Raw genomic sequence first — 24,944 nt, 5'->3', positions numbered from 1 at the left:
CTGCAAAATTGGATATTATTTTTCACACAAACAAATAAAAAGACAAGTTTTTCATAAAAAAGGCAATTAATTTTAAAAAAGATGCATGCTTTGCATTAGTTTTCCCTATTTTCTCCTAAAAAAACTATAAGAGGGGTTGGCCACGTTTACTGTTATTTAACGCGGATGAATATTCTATTGCCATCATCAGATGTTTTTTATTATTTAAATCTCAGTGTTCTGTCAGGAACGCTATCCGAATCTATTTTATGTTAATTGCCGTTACCTACAAAGTAACGGACGATCACACAACAAAACAAAATAGCTTATGCTTACGCCGTTAACTTTGACAGCCATATCTGTCTTGCGTCATATTTCCCTTCAGGAAACAGTAAACTTCCAGGAATTAGAATGTAGTTGTAAGCCTCTTGACGAACTTCTGGGGCAATTGGAATCCGCAGGGCTGATACGTGTCAAGGCGGATCATGCCGGTGATGTCACTCCGGAAATCTATGAGCTGACCCGTCCCCTCTTCCAAATTTCCCTGCTCCATGTAATGGAAGCCACGGACCAACATCTGAATTGCAATCAACCGGATTGTGAGAAAATGTACGCACGCTATCACCATGCCGCGCATAAGTTAGGGATCATCAACCAGATGACCCGCGTCTACCTGTCGGAGATACCTCTGACCGATTTATGAACGGATTGCCGGTTTGTTTCAGATAAACTAATAGAATGAAAAAACAACTATTCATATTGCTTTTGCTTGTTTCGGGCAACGTGCTGGCACAAAGGGCAGCAGTTAAAACTAATTTGCTGCACGATGTCGCGACCGCTCCTTCGCTTGCCGCCGAGTGGGCGTTGGCCTCCCGATGGACACTCGATGTTTCGGGAAGCGCCTGTCCGTGGAGCTTTGAGAACAACCGGAAGTGGAAATTCTGGATGGCACAGGGGGAGGCGCGCTATTGGCTTTGCCAATCGTTCTACGGGCATTTTCTGGGCGTGCATGCCGGAGGGGGAGAGTACAACCTGAGCCGGGTGCGTCTGCCTTTTGTCTCCCATTCGGCCTCTTCCCGCTACGAGGGATGGGCGGTGATGGCAGGGCTTTCATACGGCTACTCGTGGGTGCTGGGCAAACGCTGGAATCTGGAGGCTACCGTAGGCGCGGGATGGGTACATGCCGAGTACAAACGCTTTAATTGCCCTGCCTGTGGCGAATATCGGGGAGCGGATAAGAAAAACTTCCTGGCACCGACCCGTGTGGGCGTCAGCTTGATTTATATGCTAAAATGAAAAGTTTTATGAAAGAGAAGATACGACCGACCCGTTTAAGAATATGCTTTCGGAAGGCTTTGGCGTCAGCCTGTTGCCTGGCGGCCTTTGCCCTGTGTTCCGGCATGCCGTCTGCCCGTGCGGCGGGGCCGTCCGGAGGAGTGGCCCTTACTGCTGCCCGAATGCAGCGTGCGGGTGGACAGGTATATGTCTCGTTTGCCATAAAGATAGCCCCCCGCGCAGTGCGTGCCCGTCACCGCTGGGTGATTACCCCTTGTCTGGGCAATGCCTCGGATAGCGTGTTGCTCAGCCCGTTTGTGGTGACGGGGCGCATCATGGCACGCAGGGCGAGGCAGCAACGTCTCTTGAAAGGCAGTGCCGGTGAGGCGGGTCATCGGCTGACCGCCCGCAATGGAGATACCTTCTTGTATACCGATACGCTGCGCTATGCTCCGTGGATGGAGAGTGGTTTGAACCTGCGGCTCGACATCGACCGGGAAGGTTGCTGCCGGGTACAGACGGTGGGGAGCGTCGTTTCCTCCGGTGCTTTTCCGGTGGCTTTGCCCTATCGTCCCTCGGTTTGTGAGGTTGCTCCGCAGGTGAGCCGGTCGGTAGCGGAACATGCGGCTGACTATCCGTTCTTGTGTGAGGCGGGCAGCCGTCCCCTGCGTGAAAGCGGCATCGGTATTCGTTTCCGTGCGGCGTCGGCAGTGGTGGATACACTATACTCGGCCAATGCCGGAAATCTGCGCCGGATAACGGAAGCCATCGGATTGCTGCGTGCGGACAGTTGCGCATCCCTGCAAGGTATCTCGATCACCGGATATGCTTCGCCCGAAGGAGCGACGGAGCTGAACCGGAAGTTGTCGGCGAAACGTGCCGAGGCTTTGCGGCATGCTCTCTCGGGCCGTATGAACCTGCCTGTATCGTTGTTTGAACTGAATGCCGGGGGAGTAGACTGGGACAGGCTGGCCGAACTGGTAAATGAAAGCGACATGACGTATAAAGAGGAGGTGCTTGCCATTCTTCGCAGCCATCCGGAGGAAGAACGGAACGACAGGCTGAAAGCTCTGGCGGGAGGGCGTCCGTACCGTTCGGTGCTGGATGTGCTCTATCCGCAGTTGCGCGATGCCTGCTACATCCGTGTGGAGTATGCCAACCGTCCTGACAGTGTGGCGGATACGGTGAACCGTGCGATAGCTGCCATTCGGGTGCGGGATTATGAAGAAGCATTCCGGCTGCTGAAAACAGTAGAGGCGGACGAACGTTCGTGGAACGCACGGGGAGTATGCCATCTGTTGTGCGGAGACGACAAAGAGGCCGGGATATGGCTGCACAGAGCGGCGAAAGCCGGAAACCGGGAGGCGGAAGAGAACCTTAAAAAGATGAATGCGGAACAACGGGCCGCGACAACCGGTATAACGCAATAAGTGTATCACATAATATAAAAAGAAATGAAAAGACTAAAGTACATGAGTATGATGGGGTTGGCTGCTTTGCTGCTGACAACCTGGTCCGCCTGTTCCGACGATACGGACATCCCGGGCGGAGAGAATCCGGAAGAAGCGAGAGCTTATACCACAGTGACCATTGCCGTGCCGAACGGCGTGGCGGAAACAAGAGCCGGTACGACGGCAGATACTGACGATAACACTACTGAAGTCGGTTCGGAGGATGAATACAAAGTGAAGACCGCCAACCTGTATTTGTTTCCGGGAGGAACGGGTAGTAGCTTTGGTAGCGCTAAGTTGAAAGAGATTATTTCCATCAACCAGTTTACACAAATGACAGCCAGCACTGCCGACGCTAAAACGATTGTATGGACCAGTAAGAAAACAGCCTTGACACCGGGAGACTATCGTATTTACATTGTGGTGAACGGTACGGTCAATGGAGTGACTGACGGCAGCAAGAATAGCTTGACCGAAGCCGATTTCCTTGCAAAGACAACGGTTGACGCTACGGGCGTGATAGCCGCTGTGCCGGAGGCCGGACTGGTGATGGCGAGCCGTTCTCCCAACAATGATAAAACGAATACTCTTCCTTATATTGCCCAGACGATCACCAAAGATCCGGAACAAACCATTGCGGCAACGGTAGAGCGTATGATGGGAAAGATTACGGTGACGGCGGGAGGAGCCAATGTGGCTTCTGCCGCTAATGTGTATACCAGCTTTTCTACCACAGTGACTGCTATCGGCAATATTACGAATATCACCCTGAAAGGCTATTATGTAGTCAACGCACGGAAAGAGGGATATTATTTCCGTCATGTGGATAAAGAAGGCTCTGCAACGAGTCCTTTGACCGTGGATAATTATGGTAACTCAACCACTTCATTGCCGTATGTGGTAGATCCGAAAACGTATAGTAAAACTTACACCGGTGCTTTAGACGGTAGCTATGCCGACTGGTATTTGCAAGGATCAGGCGCATTCGGCTTGTTGTCCTTCGGTTCTTTTTCTGGAACTTATACGGGTATGCCGAGCTATTCTTCCAGTGCAGCAGAAACCAAAGTCGCCGCTTACTGCTATGAAAACACGATGCTGAAGGATAAACAGAAGAATGGATATACAACCGGTATCGTATTTAAAGCGGAAATAGCTCCGAGTAAAATGATGCAAAAAAAGGCTGGTAGTGGTGGTGTGGAAGAGAACTCCACATTTACCAGCATGTCTGAAATCTTCTATCATTCCGGCATCTTTTACAAGGATATTGCAGCACTGAAGGAAGCCGGCGTATTGCTGGCGGACGGAACTACTTCCAGCTCTGCCAGTGGTGCCCCTGCTGACCTGAAGAAGAACGACGTCCAGTGCTTCAAAAAAGGGAGTGCCGATGGCAAGTTCGTTTGTTATTATCCGTATTGGATCAAGCACATCTCTTCGGACGATGTGGCAGAAGACGTGATGGAGTTCGGCATTGTCCGCAACAATGTCTATAAAGTAACTGTCACTGGTATTCAAGGTGTGGGCAAAGACGGTGTAACCGAAGATATCATCACCGATACCGAAACCGATGATCCGACCACCGTATTGCTGAATGTGAAGTTAAGTATCAAACCTTGGACAGTACGCGCGAATAGTGCCGTATTGGGACGTTAACCCACTGTTTTCTCTAAAAAGTAATTGCTTTGAGATGGGTTTTCACCACAGAGTACACAGAGGGCACAGAGAACATATTTTTCTCTTCAATACCCTATAAACAAGAGCTTAAAACTCTGTGTCCTCTGTGTCCTCTGTGGTGCCCCCCCTGTTCAATCATAAAATTTTTCCAACCATGTCCGATAACTTTCAGACCTCCTGTTTCTCCCATTCCGGCAGTCGGCTTCTGCCGTTCTTATGGTTTTGCCTGTTGGCGGGCTTATCCGCCTGCTCGTGGACTAAGGACGATCGCGGCGACTGTCCCAGTGGTTTTCGTATTCGTCTTCAGCCTGCATTGCATGCACAGATACAGCCCGGCAGCGGGATAGGCATCATCACCGACGAGATTGACACATTGTCCCTCTACGTGTTCGACGCACAGGGACAGTTTGTCTGCCTGCACACTGAAAACAGGCAATCGCTGACTGAAAACGGATCTATCATTACCTTGCCACTGGAATATAAAGACGGAGATGTTTACGAACTGGTGTTCTGGGCGGGAGGGGACAACCGGCATTACCGGATACCGCAGCTCACACCGGGCAGTTCGACCCGTGACGAGTTGGTCCTCTGGCTGGAACGTGACGGGGACGGACGTCAGGACGACGAACTGGGACACCTGTGGTATGGGCATGTCCGGCTGAGCCGGATACAGTCTTCGGAACTGACATCGGTCAGTGTGCCGATGCTGAAGGACAGCAACCGGTTCATCATCACCCTGCACGACACTTCGGGCGAGGGGCTGGATGCCGATGATTATGACTTTACCCTGTTGGCGGATAACGGTCACCTGAATGCCGATAACGAGATAATAACGGGCAACCGGGTGACTTATGCCGCCTACCATACGGAGTCCGCGTCCGAAACGGAACCGGCGGCCACCCGTACGGGAGAAGTCAGTCTGGCACGTGCCCGCTTGAATACATTGCGCTTACTGGCAGGGCAGGAGGCCCGTCTGGTGGTGACGGACCGCACCTCGGGACAGAAAGTAGTGGACGTCGACCTGACGCATTATCTGCTGATGACGCGTCCTTTGTTTGAAGAGAGCAGCGGTGTGGAGCTCAGCGACCAGGATTACCTTGATTACGAAGATCAGTTCAACGTGATTTTCTACCTTACCCCGATGGGAAGGCTGGAGGCGCTGAACATTAACGGATGGATTATCAGACTGAATGATGCACAACTGTAAAGGCAGCATATTTATCTTGTTTTTTCGGTTTCTGCTCTGCCTGCTGGCATGTGGATGCTCCGACGATACCGATATGCCGGGCACTCCGGTAGGGACGGACCGGGTGACGGCGTGTGTCCGTTTCTCGGTGCGGGTGGCGGGAGCAAGTACCCGGGCGGCCGTATCGGCGGGCGAAGCGGTTGAGGAGAAGATCTCTTCTGTCGCCGTTTTTCTGGTATCGGTCGACGGGAGCGGAAACGAAGATTGGAATGATGTGCAGTACGAAGTGGTTTACGGCGCGACAAGTGGTGCGACGGACGTGTATCAGGCCCGCATACCGACTGCTCCCGGACGGAAGAAGGTCTATGTGGGTGCCAATCTGTTGCCCGGCCAGGTGCATGCCATTTGCGGGCAGGCGGGAGGCCTGGGATTGTATACCGCTGCCGGAGATGGATATGACGAAGTGATCGGACAGTTTGCCCGTCAGGCGGAGGGCATTGCCATGACCGGAAAAACCGCCGATGCCGTAACGGTCAGTGCGGGTACCGATGTGAATATAGATCTTACGGCCTCGCCTGTCGCGCTCGAAAGGTTGGTGGCTAAAGTACTGCTGGTGTGCGATACCTATACGGACGACGGAGGGGCGTATGTACGGATGTCCGATCATGCGGCTCGTCCGGCGGATGATCCGGGCTGGATCCGTTTGTCGGAAGTGCGGTATGCCCTCAATACGGTGAACCGGAAGGTGTATCTGAATGCGCCTTCGGATGGGAAAGATCCTAACTATGAAGTAGACCCGTATGTGGTAAAAGATGGTGGCGGCAATTATGTGTCGGCGCCCGATGTGCCTGAACAGCAATTCGCTTACCGTACCTTGGGCAGTGTCTGGGCAGAAGGTAGCGCTCCGGAAGCGTATGACGCCCCCCGGTACAATGCTACGGCCACTGTCCCCTCGACAAGCGGCGCTTATACCGGTGGACTGTATTGTCCGGAGAACACGACTGCCACTTCTACCGCCTCTCTTGAAGGCGGGCTGGATCTGACAGGAACGCTCAGTTCAACCCAAGCGGAGATTCCCCGCCTGGTGGCTACCCATCTGCTGGTAGCGGCGAAGTTTGTCCCCAAACAGATTATTACCGGGGCCGGAACCACGCAAACCCTGACATCTCCTGCCGATGCCGGTACTTACTTGCCCGCAACGACGACACTTGCCGAGGCGGAAGCACATGCGACAGGCACTTACTTTACCAACGGGAGTGACTATTACAGCTATGCGGGCATGAAGGCCGCCATCGATGCGGGTACCCTGAAACGTACTGATTTTACCGCTTACGAAGGCGGGATCGGTTATTATTACACTTATATAGACGGCGCAACTGCTGCCGACGGCACAATCGCTTTCAGTGCGGCTTCCGGCATTTTGCGCAACCGTTATTATCTGCTGCGTATTACCCGGTTCAGCCTGCCTTCGGCCGCTTTGCCGCAACCGATGCGTGCCACGATGAAAGTGACGGACTGGGTGACGAGTTCGGGTAATACAATCACAGTCAGGCCGACGTAGAAAGGAAAATAAATATGATTCACCACAGAGCGACACGAAGTTTTAATCTCTTGTTTATAGGGTATTGAAGAGAAAAATATGTTCTCTGTGCCCTCTGTGTTGCTCTGTGGTGAAAGCTGAAAAAGAAAGCATACAACTATGAATAAAGAAGAAAAAAAGAGTGGATTCTGCCGGGCATGCCTGCTGCTTTGCCTGTGTCTGCTGTCTGCCTCGTGTGCATCCGGAGAAGGGGAGTACGAACAGGAGATGCCCATGGAGGTAGCTCTCACCCGTACGGATGGGGTGGCAGGCGGCGAAAGCACTCCGCTACTGCTGTTCTGGAAAGAGACGGATTTCAGTGCGGGGACATTGGGCTCTCCTTATAAAACCTCCACTCCGGCAGGGGGGATCGGTGATTACGCCGATGCACCCTATAATACGGAAACGGATTATCCGGCTGATAACTCCCGGGTGGTGGCGATGGGACTTTGCCCTTCGTCCATGACTATGGCAGATGGTCACAGCACCTATTCGTTACCGTCTTCGGGAGCAGGGCTGACCGATGTGCTGGTTACTCCGAATGGAGTTACGGGCAGCAGGAAGCAACCTTTCGGACGGGCGTTGGAGTTCGCGCATGCCACTGTACGCATCGTGCTCAAGGCAAGGCGTACGGACAACACGGTCGGTAAGCTGTATGTCAAGAACCTCAAGTTGACAGTACCCTCACGCTTAGTGTGCGGAGGGGTGAAATGGGATACGGGGGTGAAACACTATGTAGGGGCTCCGGCTTCCGCCGATTTGGTTATCGATCATCCCGGTCAGATATTGAGTACGGAGGATACGCAAATTGCGGTATTCTATCTGATACCCTGTGTGACGAACGACTTGCTGACCGATATTTCCTCTGTGGGTACACCGGGGCTTACGTTGACAGCGGATGTGGCCAAGGATGTAAATTTTACGACTGGAGCGCGAAAGGCAAGCTTTCCTGTTTTGGATGGCAACCTGAATTTCATGGATCAATCCGGAGTCCCGGTAACTCAGTTGCAAGCCGGAGAGTCGTATGGAACCACTCTCAATTTTGATATCGACTCTTTTACGCTGGAAGGCGAAGAGAAAGAGTGGGGGGATGGAGGAAAAATGACCATCCCCGTGGTGCTTCCTGAACCGGTTCCATGAACGTAGATGAACAGGGAATGATGAACACAGGGAATGGTGAACAGGGGAGGGGCTGTAAACTTAAATACTCTAACTCTGTGCCCTCTGTGTCCTCTGTGGTGAATCTAAATAAAAAGAGCTGAATATATGAAAACAATAATACGATTCTTTCTTTCAACCGTAGCCGTGACTGCTGCACTGGTTACCGGCTGCACTCCCGAAGAGGAACACATACCTGCGCAGGGTGGTGACAGCTTTACACTCTCCTCGAGTGAAGAGCAGGCCATCACCCGTGCGGGAGATGTGTCGGTGAATCATTTTACAGTCGGCACTAAATACCGGCTATACGGACTTATAGGGAGTTCGTGGAGCGGCAGACTCTCTACGATGAATGGGCAGGAAGGCACGGAGGTCGTGAATGCGGATGGCACACATCAGATAGAATATCTGAGTACAGATACTGACGAAGACCGTTTTGAAGGCCGAATCCTCGACTTTTATGCACTGACATACGGTAATACGACTCTGCCGGTATGCGGTTCCGAAGCAGATGGCGTACCTGTTTGCAACGTCACTTCCTCTACCGGAGGAGTATTGCCCGACTTGCGCCGTGCTGTACTGACAGGACAATCGGGTATCAACTCGGGAGTGATTACCTTACCCTTCAAGCATACTTTGTCTAAGTTGAAGTTTGAGGTGGTGAAGCAAAAGCCGGAAAGCGGTTCAACGGATACGGATGTATTGCAAGATATCCGGTTGCAGGGTATCTCTGTCGGTGATTATAGCGAAGGAGCGCTCTTGCTTTCGACCGGAGAATACAGCCATACCGGAGGGAAAAGTGACCGTGCGGTTCTGGGCAGCGGATTCTCTCAAGCTGTGACGGAAAGTGTGCAGCCTGTAACTACAGACGGGCAATCGGGCAGTGCGGCTGCCGAATGCCTGATATTCCCGACTCTAACCACGGCTGCGGAGGGACTTAAAATAAAAGTGGCTACGACGGGAACGAACAGTGGAGATCGAACGGATACGTATGAAATTCGTGTTCCGGTTATGGGAGATGACGGGAACGTTCAGAAAGATGAAAGTGGTCAAACCGTGACGGAGCCTTTCCGCTTCCTGCCTAATTACGAGTATACACTCACCATTACGATCACTAACAGTGATGTACAGATTATTACTATTATTCCCCGCCGGTACGATTGGATCGAACATGATGATGATTCGCAATATCTGGGGCAACCCCTGACTTTTAACGGCCTAATGTGGATGGACCGGAATCTCGGAGCTACCAGTGCGGATATGACAACCGCCGAGGGATGGGAAGGAGCCAGAGGATATGTGTATCAGATGGGAAGAAGTATTCCATATTATCTGCCTAAAACAGTAAACTATAGGGGAAGTGACGGAGTGACGCGTCAAAGACCTAAAAGTATGGTTGATAGAGACGGGGGTGCAAAACCTTACCCACAGATAGTGGGACATGAAAACGATGCTCCTGTCGGGCGGCCTGCGGTGGGAACCTTAGCGCTTAATCCGGGAGATGTCGGTAAGACATTTAGTTACGTTATGATCGGTGGTGATTGGGATAATACTGCCGCTACCAGTTCTACTTATTGGAAGAACACAAAGAATGACCCTTGTCCGACGGGCTGGCGCGTGCCTACTAAGGCGGATTTTGATGGAATTATGCCTACGGCAGAGAAATATGGCGACTTGACATTTGCAAAACATAGCGGAACGTCCTGGAGGGAAGTTGCTTCGAATGACCCGGAGGCAGGTGCCCGAACAGTTTATGTATGCCAACGGGCAAGTGGTGCACCGTATGGAGTCATTTATGCAATTAAGTATCAGGGAACTTCACAAGCTTATCGCCTGATGTGGACGGTGGGGATGGTTGGAGACAATCAGTCTGTAACGGATTATGGAACACGCTATCGCGCCTATGTTACAATCTCGAGGTTTCCATGTGATAAAGATGCCGACCTGAATATAAATACCTGTAATACGGATTATGATTGGGTGCATCCCAGTGATTTTATCAATCTGCCTGTTTCCGGTTATATTTATCCCAATCAAGCGGCACTGTATAATGCCGGTGCTGAGGTAGTATATGCGACATCGACCCCTAACGGTGCTTATATGTATGCTGCTTCGTTTAAATATACGGGCAATGATAGTCGTCGCTACTTTGCGGTATATGACACGCCAAGGGCTGCCGGCGTTTCCGTCCGTTGTGTGCGGGATGTCACTTCACAATAAAATGGTAAGTATGAAAAGAATGATTGTCTTCAAAAGTTGGTTGTATGTAATCATGGTTCTGCTCTGTACGGCATGTGTCCCTGCCTCTCCCGAAGAGGAGAATACGGAGGAACTGGTACAGGTGAATCCCATTGCCGGCGGATATTACGCTTCTATGCTTCCTTCGGTCCGTACCCGTGCAACGGCACAGGATAGTGAAACATTGCAGGATAAACCGATTTATCTGCTGGAAGACGGGAGTACGATACGACTGGTGGTATATGATAATACCAAGAACTTAATGGAAGAGTATTCCAAAGCCTATCTGGTACGTAACGCCGGTACGTCAGGCAGCAGTTTGCTTTATCCCTGCGAGGTAGACGACGACGGGACGGTAATATCTTCAAGCAGCACTCCTCTTTATATGAAGGCGGGTACTTATTACTTCAGAATCCTGTCACCTGCCAAGGCCTTAAACTCAAAGGGTTTTGTCAATATCGGTAATGGAGAATATCTGCTTGCGACCGACGACCGGTATACGCAAACAGCCATGACAGCGGTGACCATTACGAAAATTGATGAAGGGGGTACATTGAACAATGTTCAGACCCTGTATCTGCCCCCCATCATCAACCAGACGGCACGGATGCAGTTTACTGTCAAAGCGGGTGAGGGCGTACACTCCTTGGAGATGCTTGCCGAAGGAATTGAAATCAGTGGCATACAGCAACCACTGGACAATACAACCAGTTTTGACTGGGTGAATGGAGAGGTGCTGCCCGTGAAAGTGGGCGACCAGAGTGCATCGGTACGTATCACACAAGCCACCCAAAATGCCGATAACAGCCTGATGGCACATACCGGCATATTGCCCACAGATGCACGTTCGCACTCTATCAGCGTGTTGCTGAATCTGAAAGTGAATGGTAACCCCACTCAGTATCAGATGTTACTGACCGGTTTGTATCTGACAGCAGGGCATTCGTATAACTATACCGCTACGGTGAAGATCAGTAACGGGGTGACTGTACTGACCTGGCAAAACCGTTCGTGGACGGAAAATGTGGAAATGGATACATAAGAGCTCACCACAGATTACACAGATTAACGCAGAACTTTTAATCGTAGATATCAACGAGATAAATTATAAATCTGTGTTAATCTGTGTAATCTGTGGTGAAATGAACAAATTAGAGTAATACTTAATAATAGTCCCATGAAAAGATTCGGATATATCGTTTTTAGTGTTTGTCTGCTTACGTTGGGTGCCTGCATATCCCATGAACCGATGGATCAGGAAGAGGACGTGGTAAAAGTGTCGGTTGGGCTCACTGCCGCTTCTTTTACCAATGATGCGGTTACCCGTGCGGAGCAGCCGATGGCACCCGATTATGAAAACCTGATTGGTAATTTGTGGATTCTGCAGTTTGACCGTGAAGGTATCCTGATCGGCAGTGAACGGATAGTGCTGACCACACCGGTGCTCAATACAACGCTTGAAGGAGTCGCACTGAGGACCGGGCGCAGCACCCTTTGCATAGTAGGCAATCTGACAGATGCGGAGACTCCCGCGTGGCCTGATAACCTGAATGGTTTCAAAAGTCTGGTGGTAGATATGGGCTGGATGAAAGAACGGAGTGCGGACCGGAATGTATGTCTTTTCGGCTATTATGAAGGAGAGATTACTGCCGGAACCACCGCTGTGAATGTGGTATTGGGACGTCTGGTATGCAGGCTCAACATAGCTGTTTCGGCCAAGGCGGCAGGAGTATTCAGCAACGTGAAAATTCAATTGAAGCGGGCGCAGACCAAAGGTTATCTATTCCCTTCGGATACGTATCTGGCACCGGAAAGCGGTGATTATACGGAAGAGGTGATCACCACCGGAACATTGGGAACAGCTTCTTCTTATCGTTATTACTATATGGCGGAGAATGTAACCACAGGAACAAACCGGGATGAACGCACGCAACTCCAAATAAAAGCAACGAAAGGGGGGACTGAGTATACAAAAATCATTGATCTGGGCAGGAGTGATATCAATGACTATTCTCTCCGCCGAAACAATAACTATACATTCAATATCATTTTAGAATAATCATATATCTTAATCGTGTGGAAGCTATCTGCGACAGACGCTTCCCCTTGCTTGTTTTGTTTGTTGCAGGTCCATGCTTTCCCGGTGGGGAAAGGTGGACTTGCTCGGTTTATATCGGTTATCATTCATATTAAAAAATTAATGGGGTAGTCAGAAGAAATAGCAATTCGATAAGAGAAAATAGTTGTTTGTCGTCAGTAAAGCTTCTATTTTTGAGGTGTAAGCTTATAAGGAAGAATCCGAAAATCCTGATAGTAAATAGAGTAGGAGACTATAATTATATTTTATATGGGACTGACACAGTTAAGAACAAATCCGCAAACAGTATTATAGTCAAAATAGTGGTAGGCATGCTGGGCGTGCTCTTCTTTCTTCGTATCTCCGGTAAAACACAGATGGCGCAACTGACTCCTCTTGATTCAGTCAATGCTTTTGTGCTGGGTGCGCTCGTCGGAGGTGTTATCTATAGTCCCGATGTATCGGCATGGCAACTCGTTTTCTCTTTGGGGGTGTGGACCTGTTTCAACATGGGTATTCGCTATCTGCTTCGTTTCAAAACGTTGCGTCGCCTTATAAAGGGAGATACGGTGATGATTGTCCGCAATGGTCAGATCAATCTGAAAGAATTTAAACGAAACGGGCTGGAAATGGAACAGTTCCGTACCCTTTTGCGTGAGAATGGCATCTTCTCGATGATGGATGTGGATGATGTGCGCTTTGAAACAAACGGGCAACTTACGGTATCGACCCGCAATTCCAAATCGGAATCGTATCTTTTCGTAAACAGTGGCTCAGTGCTGGATTCTTCATTGGAGAGTGCCGGTAAAACGGAAGAGTGGCTGAAGGATAATCTTGCCCGGCAGGGGTATCCGGACGTCAGTGAATTGTTTTGTGTGGAGTGGACGCCCGGACGTGGTTTCTATGTTGCAAAGAAAAACTCGGATAATGGTATCATAGGCAAAGAAGAGAATGATGTGTGTAATTAAAATCAGTTAACGAATCACTTTCCCTTCTTCCGTTATCAGCAGAATAGTCAGTTCTCCGTCGGGCAACAGTGGGTCGCAATGGCGATGGCATTGTTCGATCAGTAATGAACAAAACGCCTGAAGTTCCGCTTCGGGCAGGAGTTCCCAAAGTTCCCGTGCCAACGTGATGCCTTCGATGGCTGTTACAGTGGCAGTGTTGCACCCGGACTGACGGGCTATCTCTTTCAGGAATTCCTTATTCATCGTTACTTTTTTGCTATGCGTGTCGAGATGTCCTTCTGCCAGCTTTACGGCTTTACCGATCATAACCCCCAACGTGAGTTGCCGGATGCCGAGTTCGGCAGCGATCCGAATGGTTTCACCAATGAAGTTACCATAATGGACGAAAGCCTGTGAGGGTAATTCAGGGTAGAGACTGCGGATGTATTTCTCGCTCTTGGCACCCGAATTGATGACGATGCGGGGAGAACCTGTAGCCCGGGCTACCGACATTTCTTTACGGATGGAATTGACAAATGCTTCGGAAGAAAATGGCTTCACAATACCGCTGGTGCCGATAATGGAAATGCCACCTACAACACCGAGGCGGGGATTGAAGGTGCGAGTGGCAACCTCTTCGCCTCCGGGGACAGAGATGGTGACATGTATGGGGGCAGTGGGCACGGGGGTGTGTCTGTCAAGGATGTGCAGCAGATTTTCTGTAATCATTTGCCGGGGAGTGGTGTTGATGGCCGGTCCGCCTACTTCCAGTCCCAATCCGGGTAGGGTGACGGTACCTACACCTTGTCCGCCGTGGATTTGTATAACCTGTTGCCGCTCACCTCCGGTGTGCAGCTTTTTTTCAGAAATATCGATGGATACGGTAGCTACAATGGGTAGCCCGTTCGTGACATCGGGATCATCGCCTCCGTCTTTGATCACAGTGCAGGAGACTTCCATGCGCCGGTCAGTGAACGAGCCGGTAACGGAATGGACAGGGACGGCAATCTTTTCTCCGTTGGGGAGCAAAACGGAAACGTCTTCTATTATATTTCCGGGTATGGGCGACAGGAGTTTCCGCAGAGCTGCGTTGGCGGCTGCGGTTGCGCATGTCCCGGTGGTAAGTCCGCTGCGCAGGGGCAGGAAGTCGGGCAGAAAGTGCTCGATGGCACGGCGCATTCCATTCACTCCATTCACTGTCTGGTCATACGGGGGCAGAGAAGGGCGAAGAAGGATATAAAGACGGATTCCCTGTTCGGTAATGATGTTCACTTTCTCGGAGAATCCTCCGGACACGCCGCTTTCTTTCAGAAGAACGACTTCCGGAGAGAGTTGCCGGAGGAGTTCGGGCAGGTTCTCTTTGCCGGGAGTATAATAGACCAGGCGGTCTTCGGGAAAGCCTGCCTTCCGGACTATCTCGCGGGAGCTTTCGCGGTCGAGAATGCGGAAGTAACACTCACTTTCCTTTTTCTTCCAGAAGGGTTTTAGTTTGGGGATGGACTGGACCCCGGTCAGGGCAAGTACCCGATGTATACCTTCTTCGTTGAGTAACTCTGACAGTTCTTCGTACTTTTCCCTCAATTTGAGCGGATATTCATCGTACATCTCTTCATTAAACAGCTTGAACAGGTCATCATACATGCGTTCGTACCGAACGCAAGGGATGCCGAGCGCCTGTGAAACGGCGGTGACCGTTGCGTGCAGTTGTTCTGCAAAGGGATGGGCGGCATCCACCAGCAGGCGGATACCGTTCTCTCGGCAAAAGGCTTTCATGGTGGTCTGGGTCAGCGCACCTGTGAGCCGTATTCCGTGTTGCAGGCTGATTTCCTGTTCGTCTCCTTTGGTTGAATAGTAATAAGGTTTTCCGGCTTCTTCGGCAATGCCGACGACCTTCCTTCCTTCGGTTGTTCCTCCTAATATCAGTATCATTTTATTTACGGAATAGATGTTTGAATTGGTGTGAGTACAGGCGTGATAATCCTTCACGGTTGTCGATAGCGTCGCCTACGACAATCATGGTGGTCAGTGTCAGGTTGTTCTCCTTTACGATTTGTGCCAGATCCTTCAGCTCGCCACGATAGATGCGTTCGTCTTTCCACGTCAGATGATAACAAGCGGCAACGGGGGTAGTGGGAGGATAATGTTCAAGTAATTCCTGTTGAACCTGATCGATCACACCCGCACTGAGGAAGATGCACATGGTGCTTTGCGAACGTGCCAGCAGGTTGAGTTTCTCTTTCTCGGGCATGGGCGTGCGTCCTTCGCCTCGGGTGAGGATGATGGTTTGTACTTTCTCGGGGATGGTGAACTGTGATTGTAAGGCCGCGGCCGCGGCCTGGAATGACGAGATGCCCGGAGTGATGTGATAACGCATGCCGTATCGGTCGAAGAAGTTCATCTGTTCTTGGATAGCACCATAGATGCAGGGATCGCCCGTATGCAGGCGGACTACCAGCTGTCCGCGGTCGTAAAACTCTTTCATCAGGGCAAACTGTTCTTCAAGAGTCATGGACGCCGAACTGCGTATGGTGGCTCCGGCTTTGGCACATTCGGTCAGTTCGCGCGGGACGAGGCTACCGGCATAGAGAATCAGGTCGGCTTCTTCAAGGAAACGGCGTCCGCGTACCGAAATCAGTTCGGGATCGCCGGGACCGGCTCCCACAATTTCGATGTGCCCTTGGCGTACGGCTGCGCTGTCCAGGGCGATGGCAACGGTAAAGTTCTCACATTTCTGCTTCGGCAGAATCAGCGGGCCGCCTCCGGCTGTCAGCAAGGCTGAGGCTTCGGACACGCTGGGCGTACCCATGTATTTATCGACTACCTCGCTTGGGGTAGGTACATCTACCCGGCTGAGTTGGCTGGCTGTGTACAAGTGCAGTTCATAAGCATCGGCAAGCAGTTTCAGTACTTCTTCATGCTTTTTCTCTTCAATGGAGGAGATGGTCCGAATGGCGGCAGGTATGATGTTTGCCTCCAGTAAGGTGTTCATCAGGCGGGTGATGACGGCATTCTTCGGGCCGGCGTTGCGTGCCAGTCCCATACCCATGTGCAGCACTTTGGGTACATAGTAGAGTGCTTGCATGCCGGAAGTTTCATACAAATAAGGAGTGACGAGCAGCAACAGGCGGTATCTGCCGGTATCTATGTCCTTGAAGTTATAGAACACATCTACGTGTGACGGCAAGGTGTGTTCCAGTTGGGCAGTGCCTTCGTCACGAATATCGAGTAACAGGGCAGTCGGTGCACAGTCGACGAAAAGGGAGATCAGGTGGTTCATGTCGCAGTTTTCGCTGGGGATTGCCTGCCAGTCGTATTTCTTTCCGAGGGTGTCGAGTGCCCAGAGTCCGGTGCGGTCGCTACGGGTGGTGATGACAGGTTCGGCACCCAGAATGCCTGCCACATATTGGGTGAGTCCGTTGGCACCGCCGACGTGTCCGGAGAGTACGGAAATGACGTAGCGTCCCGTACTGTCTACGCATAGCACGGCGGGATCTGTCTTCTTATCTTCAATGCAGGGAGCGATGGCACGCACACAAATGCCCATCGCCCCGATAAAGATAAGTGCGTCGGAGTCGCGGAACAGTTGTGGAACTGCCTCCTGAAGGGCCGGGATATGCCGGCAGTCGGCATTTGCGATGGTAGAGAAAATTTCAGACTCAGGTAGCTCCTGCTTGAGGGTTTTCGCCATGGATATACTGGCTTCTGATATTACGATAATAGCTGTTTTCATTGTTGTTCGGCTTTGAGTATTTCAATGGGGTTGTATTCATTGACGGCAATTCTTGTTCCGCTGAGGAGCCGGAGTCCGGCTTCTCTTATCCCTTCGAAAAAGAGCGACTTGCTTTCTTCGGATACGGAGTTGAAGACAATGCATCCTCCCGGAAGGAGGTAATGGGAGATGCGTGCAATCATCTCCTTCAGATGTCCGCCATGCCCGCCGATAAAGACGGCATCGGGGCGGGAAATGGTGTCGAGATCGGCTTCAAGGAAATCACCAATGAGGATGGTGATGCCCGGAGTGCCGAAACGCCGGCTGTTGACCTCCATCAGTCTTTGTCCTTCGGGACGGATCTCAAAGGAGGTAACGTGCAGGTGCGGGAATTGCAGTTTGGCTTCGATGGATACGGAGCCGGTACAGAAACCGACATCCCAGAAAGAGACGCGGCGATTCAGTTCCAGCGCACTGAGTGTAAGCAGACGGATGGGAGCTTTGGTGATCATCCTGGTGCGCCCGTCCAGCAGTTCGAACTCTTCATCGGGGATTCCGAGTGGAGGGAGACTTATACGCGCTCCGGGGTTAGTGGGAGTATAGGTGTCGGGGTACTGATGGACAATCAGGCAGTTGGGATATTCAAAGGTCAGTTCTGCCGCCTCTTGAAGTTCCAGCCGGCGGATACGTTCCCGTTCCGGGTTGCCCAGATGTTCGCCGACGTACATCGTATAATGAGTGTAGCCATAGTCCAACATACGTCGGGCTATAGCGGCAGGGGTGTGTTCCCTGTCGGTGAGAATGCCCATTTTCGGTGTGCGTTCTATCAGTGCCCGGTCAAATTCATGCCAGGGACGCCCTGTGAGGGATACGGTGCGCATGTCGTCATAAGGCATGACTAACCGGTGAGCCAGTGTTTGCAGGGAGTTGAAGGTAGGATAAAGTTGTATCCCCGCCTCGGGCAAACGCCGGCGGATGGTATTGGCGAATCCGAAAAAGAGCGGGTCGCCCGAAGCGAAGACAACAATGTGGTCGTAGGCCTCGTAACGGGCAAATACCGCGTCGAGAGGGACAGTAATATCGATCCATTCCGCCCCTTCGGGAAGGAAGGCGGAGATGATGTCATGGTGACGCAAGCCCCCAGAAAAGACCTTGCCCTCGCGTATCAGTGCCTGTATCGAGGGTGGGAGATAAGGAGCAGGGCTGTCGTCCAGACCGATGACAATGAATTGGGTGGGATGATGGTGATCTGTCATGTCTTTAAGTTTCTAATGGGTTTTCTCTCCTTTTAAACGTCTCTTCCCGGTCTTAATTGTTCGGCATCCGGATAACAGAGGATGGCGTTGACCAGTGTGGCTGCCAGGTTACTGCCTCCTTTACGGCCTTCTACAATCAGTTTGGGGATGTGAACGAAGGGTTTGGTCATGTGCTTGGACTCCTGTACGTGGACAAAACCTACGGGAGCGGCAACGATGCCGGACGGCTGTGCTCTCTCTTTGCGGATCAGGTCGCACAGTTCCATGAGTGCCGTGGGAGCATTGCCAAATACGAATAGAGCGTCCGGGTGTTCTTCTACGGCCAGGCGGATACCGGCTTGTGTGCGGGTGATGCCTTTAGAGGCAGCCATTTCTGCTACCCTTTCATCATTCAGGTAACATTTTACCTCGACACCCAGACGTTGCAAGGCACCTTTGCGAATGCCGGATGCAGCCATGGTCACATCTGTGACAATCGTTTTCAATTTTCCCTCACCGATGGCATGATAAAGTGAAGCCACTGCACCGGGGTCGGTGTAGAGTAATTTTTCCATATCAAAGTCCGCCGTTGTGTGGATGGCATGGAGCAAAGCCCATTTATGGTCGAGCGGGATGTTTTTGTTTTTCAATTCTCCATCGATGGTACGGAAACTGCGTATCATAATATCCTGTCCTATGCCGGTTGCGTCTTCTTTTGTCTCACGATAATACCCGCGGGGAGTAATCATCGTTTCACCGAAAGAGTAGGTTTGCGAATTACCAATGATGATGACCGTGAACATGTCTACTTCTTCCGGGTCGAATGCGGAAAGAGTCGTTACGTGTATTTCCTGTTCATCTCTGCCCGCCTGGCGGACATATCCCACCGGAGTCTCCGGCGAGCGCCCTTCCTGCAGAAACAATTCTCGGAGGCGGTATAGCTGCCAGTAGCGTCCTTCGCTTTTGGGGTTGTAAACGGCAGTTACAAAATCGGCTTGTGCGGCGGCGATGATACGGCGTTCAATGCGTTCCCACGGAGTCATCAGGTCGGAGAGGGAGATGACGCAGAAATCGTGTCCTACCGGAGCACCCAGCAGGGAGGCAGCTTTTTGGAAAGCACTGATTCCGGGCAAGGCGATGATTTCCACATCGCTCTGTCGTTCGCGTTTCATTTCATATATCAAGGGAGTCATGCCATAGATACCTGCATCGCCCGAACTGATGACGCAGACTGTTTTGCCTTGTTCGGCGTATTCGAAAGCTTGTTCGGCACGAACCCGTTCGCGCTTCATTCCGGTGTCGATACATTCGGCATCCGGACGGACAAAGTCACGGATAAAACGAAAATAATACTTGTATCCTACCACTACATCTGCTTCACTCACGGCAGCGAGCACCGCAGGGGTAATATCTTGTTCACTTCCCGGCCCGATGCCGGCTACGATTATCTTGGGTTGTTTCATAATTGTAATGGTTTTGAGTATTATTCACCACAGAGGACACAGAGGGCACAGAGTTTTAATCTCTTGTTTATATGGATGTTTAAGAGAAAGATATTCTCTGCGTCCTCTGTGTCGTCTGTGGTGAACCTGATTCATTTCCTATTCCTGATTTAGAGAAACTATGTAGCAAAGATACGGATTAATCCGTTTTTAGCCTTTTATTCGGGAACATAAAGATGGGTGGACCCTTTCATTTTATCTTTTTATTTTCTTTCTGCATTTACGTTCGATGTACCTCACTCCGAGCACTACACCACTCAGCGAACAGACAGTACCGCCCAGCAATAGTACCCAAAGAACGGTTTTACGGAGTGTAGGCGAAGAGTTCAGCCCCTGTATGCGTAAGCGGTGCAGGGCAGTGTACATCCAGTATTTCCAACGGGCCGTATCGTTCACATATCGTACGGTGCCCGTTTCCGGATGGATGTAGTAACAACTCTTGTCTGCGTCGCCGACAGTGATTTTCCAGACGGGCAACAGACTGCGGTCACGGTACATCCGGGTCATATCCCTGTAGTAGGTTTCAAATTCGTTGATCAGTGCTGCATGTAGCCGGGCACTGTCACCATGTATGGCTCTCACGGCATCCGTTATCTGCTTTTCGTCCAGTTTCAGCGGGCGCGACAGGGAGTCCGATGCATCGATATATAGATCTCCTTCACTTCGTTTTACTATATAGTAAGGTTGCGAGCGGAAATTACTCCATTCTATCTGGCGTACGTCGGGATATTCGGTTAATATCCGGCGGTAATCCAGCACATACTGCTCTAACCTCGGTGCTCCTTTCTTTATTTCGCGTGTGGGGTTTTTATCCAATACCGGTTTGCTGATCCAGGACGGAACTTCTGCCAGCGACATCATTCCGCTGAAACAGAATGTCAGCACGAAGAGACCGAAAACGATTCCCGTCACATAATGCCAGTGATACCATTTTTTGCGATAGGGAGAGAAACTTTTTCCCTGTTTGCGTGAGCGGCGCCAGATGTCGATACCTACCCACAGTCCTGCAATCGTCATCAGGCAGCCAATGCCCGACAGCCAGATCACCGTGACGCTCCATAAAGCGGCATCTTGCCGGAGCCAGGTGAAGTAAACCCAATGTGGAATAGCCCCCAGCCATGCCCAGAAACGTTCGTTACGGGTGGTGAACTGCAATACTTCTTCACTTTGTGAGCCGATGTATAACTGGTGTCTCTCCGCATCGGCAAAATGGAACTTATAAATGGGAAACTCCTTCTTCAGGTTACCGAACGGAATCCATTGGTCGAGCCGGTTCAGCGTATCTATCCGCTCCACCGGCGCACTGCACCATAGGGACGCTGTCCGGCGAATACGGGATCCGTCTACAGATGGTAGTACCTGAGCAGAGTCAGCGGGCAGATTATGGTCACCTTTGTCCGTGCGGATGTGGAAGACGGTCTGTCCGAGGTATCGGTCTATCCGGATTCCTTTCACTTTTTCACCTTCGGGCAGTCGGGAAGTGATTTCGCCGACAGAAGGCAGTGAAGGAGACAGGGGTTCCAGTTTCTCTAATTTTTCAGCTTGAGATGCACGTGGAAATCCGTGGTACATCATGACAAAAGCTGATAGGAACCAAACTAAAAACAGGATACTGAGCAGTGTGCCCAGTACCCTGTGAATGGTATACATCAATTTCGTGATCATCATTATAAAGTATAAGACGCAGAAAGCATGAAATTACGTGGCATGCTTGGTATCAATTGATTGCCAAGTGCCTGGTTGCAGTATTCCTTGTTGAACAGATTGTTGACGTTGACTCCCAGACGTACATTGCTCTTTAATGTGTAAGAGAGACCGAGGTCGGTCAGCCAGTAAGCATCGAACGAACTTGTATTGTCTGAGTTGCGGTACACTTTGTCCTGGAAACTGGTAGAGAGATTCACTCCCAAACCTTTCAGCATACCTTTTGAAACCGTATAGGCACCGAAAGCGTAGAAGGTATTTTTAGGGATATAAGCATACTGCTTGCCTTCGCTTGCGTTTGTCTGCATATAAGGGTTGTTGGCCAGGTCACGCACTTTGGCGTCGGTGTATCCGTATCCGGCACTCATAGACAGGTTGTAAATAGGACTCCAGGTAATATCAATATCGAATCCTTTGGAATCCATTCTACCCACTTGCCCTACAACTTTTTTGTCCAGTTCTACACCATTGGCAATGTCTCCTTTGTTTGCAAGAGTCTGGCGGATATTATCTTTATTAATATAGAACAAGCTTACGTTAGCCTGCAACGTACGTGTGATCTCGTATCGTGCTCCCACTTCTACCTGGAAACCTTTCTCCGGCTTGAATACCTCTTTACCATTTATCGGAATAAACTCTTTACCATCTTTATCAATGTAAATGGTATTAGCGTCATAAAATGCGCGGATAGGTTTGAAGTAAGTACCGTATGAACCATAAATGGACACTTTGTCAATAGGCAGATACACCAATCCGGCACGGAACGTAAAGGCACCGTTGGTGATTTTGTTATATGCATCGTCATCCGGTTTGTCATAATGGCGTCCTCCGTCGCTGGTGTTCAGGTTGGCGGTCTTGTACATGAACAAGTCATAACGTCCTGCCAGCATCATTTTCAGTTTATCACTGAACTCCACCAGGTCTTGCAGGTAAAATCCGTGGGTGAATGTTTTCTGTGCGGTGACAAATCTGAAAGGCGCTTCCATCCAGCCAATGCTGTGTGGATTATATACCGAACCGTGTCCTGTGGTTCCGGGGCCGGTAGCTCCGGTACTTCCGCCACCATAAGCCATGTAAGAGTCACGCATCAGGGATACAAAAGAGTAACCGCCCAGATAGTTGTGCACAACGTCTCCGGTATAGAACTTACCGCTTGCTTCCAGTTGGTTGTTCACAGTTTTAGCGATATGTGAGAAGCGTAGCGGATAACTGTAATAGATGGAATCCAGACAGATATACTTTTTGGTGTCGTTACCTTGCTTGTCTTTGGTCATGTAATAATGATCATAGATAGGGCTGTCACTTGTCAGATAGTCCAATGACTCAGTACCGAAGTAATCAATATCGTCATACGTATAAGAGAGTTTGTCCATCAGCTTGAACGCTTCGCTGAAGGTGTGTTTATACAGGACGGATACGTTGAAACCACGGTTGTACATAAAGTCCGATTCACTGTTGTAGCGGGCTTTTTTGTTCAGTCCGGGCAGGGCATCTCCTTTGCTCAGGTATTTGCTGCCGTCTGTGGCTGAGAGTATATCATAAGACATTGTGGGAGGTAAACCGATCTCGGTCGGATAGAAATCGTGGTTGGTGCCGATACGGATGTCCAGTTCGTCGCTTTCAGTCAGATGTCCGCCAAGGGCCAGGTATCCGGAAAGACGTTTGGTAGCATTACTTCTCCATCCTTCCTGATCTTGCCAGTTGACGCTTGCACGATAGTTTAGGGGACCTACCAGTTTGCCGCCTAACGCCATTGTAGCCTGTTTGTTATAATAACTGCCATAAGCGAGACGTGCGTATACGCTTTGTTTGCTTACGGGAGCTTTACGGACAATGTTGAGAACGCCACCTACGGCGGACTGTCCGTAAAGTACCGAAGCCGGACCTTTCAGCAATTCGATACTTTCAACGGAAGACAGGTCCATAAACGGATAGGAATTGTCGATGGATGAACGTTCGTCACGCACTCCGTCCACCATAATCACGGAATTATCGAACCCGCGGATGGAGAACTGCGTAAAGGCTCCGTAGGAGGTGCGGAAGCGTACACCTGGGAGGAAACGGGCAGCTTCCTGTATGTCCCGGATGTTTCGTTTCTCAAGCATTCCGGAAGTGATTGAATTGGTTGAAATAGGAATGAACTTGGCGGGAACATCCAGTTTCAGGGCATCGGTCTTTCGTCTGTAGTTGGTTGCCACTACTACTTCGTTGATTGAGAATATAGAATCATTGAAGTTGGTATATTTTTTGTTTTGCAGCTGTGCCTGCGAGGGGAGCAATAGTGCACTGCCTATTGCCATTAATATCACTCTTTTCATTCGTCTTTTTCTTTTGCATATTTGGCTTTTTTCTTCATAATGTCCACCATTTTGTGCTTCAGCATAAACCGGGCATGGTCGATAAACAGTTGTTGGATAGCGGGTATTTCACCCAATCCCTGCATACGTACATCTACTTTCAAGCCTTCCTTTTCAAGAGCTTCTTTCCAGTCGACGGCAATGTCGTTGTTGGCATGGTCACCTGCTACAAACATAAAGGGAACCAATGTCACTTGCTTGGTTTTGTTATCCTTCAGTTGCTGAAGCATGGTGTCGAATGTAGGGTAACCTTCGATGGTACCTACATGAAAGTTTTTCAATCCTTTGGCTTTCAGCATATAGTCGATCATGGCATAAGTAGCTGTACTTGGGGTATAAGTGCCATGTCCGACAAGGACCACACTGCCTTTTTCCGGCTTGCTGTTGCCCAGGATATCCACCACAGCCTCAGCGTCTTCTACCGAATAAAGAAGCGGGTTACCTACCCCGATCTCTTTAAAGAATGGCGCTACTGAGGCTACGTCACGTCTCAACGACTCCATCTCAACACCTTCTATAATGTTAGTACTCTGCACAATGACATGTGTATAGCCATCTCCGAGAAGTTTCAACAGTGCTTCCAGTGGACTGGGTTTCTCAATGCCGCGAGCTTTGAGGCGGCGCATGACAATACGTGAAGTATAAGCCTCGCGCATTTCCAGTTGTGGGAATGCTTCTTTGGCTTTGGCATTGATGGCATCGATTGTTTTGGTACGGGTGTCATCGTATGTAGTACCGAAGTGTACCATAAGAAGGGCGGCTTTATCGCCCGGTTGCATGGTGGCCAGCATATCGGAGGCCACGAAGTTTCCCCCTTCGTGCGCGGAGCAGAAGAGGGAAACTAACAAGAGTAAAGAGAGAATAGATGTTTTCATT

18 protein-coding genes are annotated in these 24,944 nt (G+C 50.4%); 11 read left to right on the top strand and 7 right to left on the bottom strand.

Translation table 11 applies throughout. The features are described 5' to 3' along the window. Positions 1-307 precede the first annotated feature (307 nt). The 11 genes from R3O62_RS16335 (at position 308) to R3O62_RS16285 (ending at position 13,582) form a co-directional block, all read left to right on the top strand. A complete protein-coding gene (locus R3O62_RS16335) occupies positions 308-682 on the top strand; it encodes a hypothetical protein (RefSeq protein ID WP_005806387.1) in 375 nt (124 codons plus the stop codon). Between the two features lie 35 nt (positions 683-717). Beyond that, complete coding sequence (locus R3O62_RS16330; protein WP_032537105.1) at positions 718-1,275, top strand: DUF3575 domain-containing protein; 558 nt, start codon at positions 718-720, stop codon at positions 1,273-1,275. A gap of 8 nt (positions 1,276-1,283) precedes the next feature. Then, positions 1,284-2,684, top strand: a complete 1,401-nt coding sequence (locus R3O62_RS16325; RefSeq protein WP_317472762.1) for a hypothetical protein — start codon at positions 1,284-1,286, stop codon at positions 2,682-2,684. 24 nt (positions 2,685-2,708) lie between these two features. Then, the gene (locus R3O62_RS16320; protein ID WP_317472761.1) at positions 2,709-4,355 is read left to right on the top strand and encodes an Mfa1 family fimbria major subunit; all 1,647 of its coding nucleotides are present in this window, start codon (positions 2,709-2,711) and stop codon (positions 4,353-4,355) included. A 175-nt stretch (positions 4,356-4,530) separates the two neighbouring features. Continuing rightward, a complete protein-coding gene (locus tag R3O62_RS16315) occupies positions 4,531-5,583 on the top strand; it encodes a FimB/Mfa2 family fimbrial subunit (RefSeq protein ID WP_317472760.1) in 1,053 nt (350 codons plus the stop codon). After that, positions 5,570-7,123 (top strand): Mfa1 family fimbria major subunit, encoded by a 1,554-nt coding sequence (locus R3O62_RS16310; RefSeq protein WP_317472781.1) that lies wholly within the window; start codon positions 5,570-5,572, stop codon positions 7,121-7,123. The genes R3O62_RS16315 and R3O62_RS16310 overlap by 14 nt, the downstream gene beginning before the upstream one ends. A gap of 138 nt (positions 7,124-7,261) precedes the next feature. Further along, positions 7,262-8,281, top strand: coding sequence for a hypothetical protein (locus R3O62_RS16305; RefSeq protein ID WP_317472759.1), 1,020 nt, complete (start codon positions 7,262-7,264; stop codon positions 8,279-8,281). Between the two features lie 126 nt (positions 8,282-8,407). Next, entirely contained in the window at positions 8,408-10,519 is a 2,112-nt protein-coding gene (locus R3O62_RS16300; protein ID WP_317472758.1) for a fimbrillin family protein, read from the top strand. A gap of 10 nt (positions 10,520-10,529) precedes the next feature. Further along, positions 10,530-11,579: a BF2992 family fimbrillin-A clan protein gene (locus R3O62_RS16295; RefSeq protein ID WP_032531028.1), complete on the top strand. Its 1,050-nt coding sequence runs from the start codon at positions 10,530-10,532 to the stop codon at positions 11,577-11,579. A gap of 117 nt (positions 11,580-11,696) precedes the next feature. Then, positions 11,697-12,596 carry a DUF4906 domain-containing protein gene (locus R3O62_RS16290; protein ID WP_317472780.1) on the top strand — a complete coding sequence of 300 codons (900 nt, stop codon included), beginning with the start codon at positions 11,697-11,699 and terminating at the stop codon, positions 12,594-12,596. Positions 12,597-12,877: 281 nt separating this feature from the next. Next, positions 12,878-13,582, top strand: a complete 705-nt coding sequence (locus tag R3O62_RS16285; RefSeq protein ID WP_330221641.1) for a DUF421 domain-containing protein — start codon at positions 12,878-12,880, stop codon at positions 13,580-13,582. A gap of 6 nt (positions 13,583-13,588) precedes the next feature. Here the strand turns inward: R3O62_RS16285 and cbiD are convergent, their stop codons facing one another. The 7 genes from cbiD to R3O62_RS16250 all read right to left on the bottom strand — a co-directional run bounded on the left by cbiD (position 13,589) and on the right by R3O62_RS16250 (position 24,943). After that, positions 13,589-15,490 carry a cobalt-precorrin-5B (C(1))-methyltransferase CbiD gene (cbiD, locus tag R3O62_RS16280; RefSeq protein WP_317472757.1) on the bottom strand — a complete coding sequence of 634 codons (1,902 nt, stop codon included), beginning with the start codon at positions 15,488-15,490 and terminating at the stop codon, positions 13,589-13,591. Between the two features lies 1 nt (position 15,491). Continuing rightward, a complete protein-coding gene (cobM, locus tag R3O62_RS16275) occupies positions 15,492-17,291 on the bottom strand; it encodes a precorrin-4 C(11)-methyltransferase (RefSeq protein WP_250746326.1) in 1,800 nt (599 codons plus the stop codon). Next, on the bottom strand, positions 17,288-18,526 hold the full coding sequence (cbiE, locus tag R3O62_RS16270) for a precorrin-6y C5,15-methyltransferase (decarboxylating) subunit CbiE (protein ID WP_317472756.1): 1,239 nt from the start codon (positions 18,524-18,526) through the stop codon (positions 17,288-17,290). The genes cobM and cbiE overlap by 4 nt, the downstream gene beginning before the upstream one ends. 32 nt (positions 18,527-18,558) lie before the next feature. Beyond that, on the bottom strand, positions 18,559-19,968 hold the full coding sequence (gene cobJ / locus R3O62_RS16265) for a precorrin-3B C(17)-methyltransferase (RefSeq protein ID WP_186992640.1): 1,410 nt from the start codon (positions 19,966-19,968) through the stop codon (positions 18,559-18,561). 234 nt (positions 19,969-20,202) lie between these two features. After that, entirely contained in the window at positions 20,203-21,675 is a 1,473-nt protein-coding gene (locus R3O62_RS16260) for a PepSY-associated TM helix domain-containing protein (protein WP_317472755.1), read from the bottom strand. Next, complete coding sequence (locus R3O62_RS16255) at positions 21,675-24,029, bottom strand: TonB-dependent receptor (RefSeq protein ID WP_044300198.1); 2,355 nt, start codon at positions 24,027-24,029, stop codon at positions 21,675-21,677. The genes R3O62_RS16260 and R3O62_RS16255 overlap by 1 nt, the downstream gene beginning before the upstream one ends. Beyond that, on the bottom strand, positions 24,026-24,943 hold the full coding sequence (locus tag R3O62_RS16250) for a sirohydrochlorin cobaltochelatase (RefSeq protein WP_317472754.1): 918 nt from the start codon (positions 24,941-24,943) through the stop codon (positions 24,026-24,028). Before R3O62_RS16250 ends, R3O62_RS16255 begins: the two co-directional genes overlap by 4 nt. Position 24,944 lies beyond the last annotated feature (1 nt).

This window comes from Bacteroides hominis (assembly GCF_033042785.2).
GTDB lineage: Bacteria > Bacteroidota > Bacteroidia > Bacteroidales > Bacteroidaceae > Bacteroides > Bacteroides hominis.
The sequence above is the reverse complement of the archived record's forward strand: the minus strand, read 5'-3'. Positions and strand labels throughout refer to the sequence as shown.

Coding starts and splice junctions, on each gene's coding strand:
- R3O62_RS16305 (WP_317472759.1), top strand. CDS start 7,262: ATGAATAAAGAAGAAAAAAAGAGTGGATTCTGCCGGGCATGCCTGCTG.
- cobM (WP_250746326.1), bottom strand. CDS start 17,291: ATGAAAACAGCTATTATCGTAATATCAGAAGCCAGTATATCCATGGCG.
- cobJ (WP_186992640.1), bottom strand. CDS start 19,968: ATGAAACAACCCAAGATAATCGTAGCCGGCATCGGGCCGGGAAGTGAA.
- R3O62_RS16300 (WP_317472758.1), top strand. CDS start 8,408: ATGAAAACAATAATACGATTCTTTCTTTCAACCGTAGCCGTGACTGCT.
- R3O62_RS16310 (WP_317472781.1), top strand. CDS start 5,570: ATGCACAACTGTAAAGGCAGCATATTTATCTTGTTTTTTCGGTTTCTG.
- cbiE (WP_317472756.1), bottom strand. CDS start 18,526: ATGACAGATCACCATCATCCCACCCAATTCATTGTCATCGGTCTGGAC.
- R3O62_RS16260 (WP_317472755.1), bottom strand. CDS start 21,675: ATGATGATCACGAAATTGATGTATACCATTCACAGGGTACTGGGCACA.
- R3O62_RS16325 (WP_317472762.1), top strand. CDS start 1,284: ATGAAAGAGAAGATACGACCGACCCGTTTAAGAATATGCTTTCGGAAG.
- R3O62_RS16335 (WP_005806387.1), top strand. CDS start 308: ATGCTTACGCCGTTAACTTTGACAGCCATATCTGTCTTGCGTCATATT.
- R3O62_RS16295 (WP_032531028.1), top strand. CDS start 10,530: ATGAAAAGAATGATTGTCTTCAAAAGTTGGTTGTATGTAATCATGGTT.
- R3O62_RS16255 (WP_044300198.1), bottom strand. CDS start 24,029: ATGAAAAGAGTGATATTAATGGCAATAGGCAGTGCACTATTGCTCCCC.
- cbiD (WP_317472757.1), bottom strand. CDS start 15,490: ATGATACTGATATTAGGAGGAACAACCGAAGGAAGGAAGGTCGTCGGC.
- R3O62_RS16320 (WP_317472761.1), top strand. CDS start 2,709: ATGAAAAGACTAAAGTACATGAGTATGATGGGGTTGGCTGCTTTGCTG.
- R3O62_RS16250 (WP_317472754.1), bottom strand. CDS start 24,943: ATGAAAACATCTATTCTCTCTTTACTCTTGTTAGTTTCCCTCTTCTGC.
- R3O62_RS16315 (WP_317472760.1), top strand. CDS start 4,531: ATGTCCGATAACTTTCAGACCTCCTGTTTCTCCCATTCCGGCAGTCGG.
- R3O62_RS16330 (WP_032537105.1), top strand. CDS start 718: ATGAAAAAACAACTATTCATATTGCTTTTGCTTGTTTCGGGCAACGTG.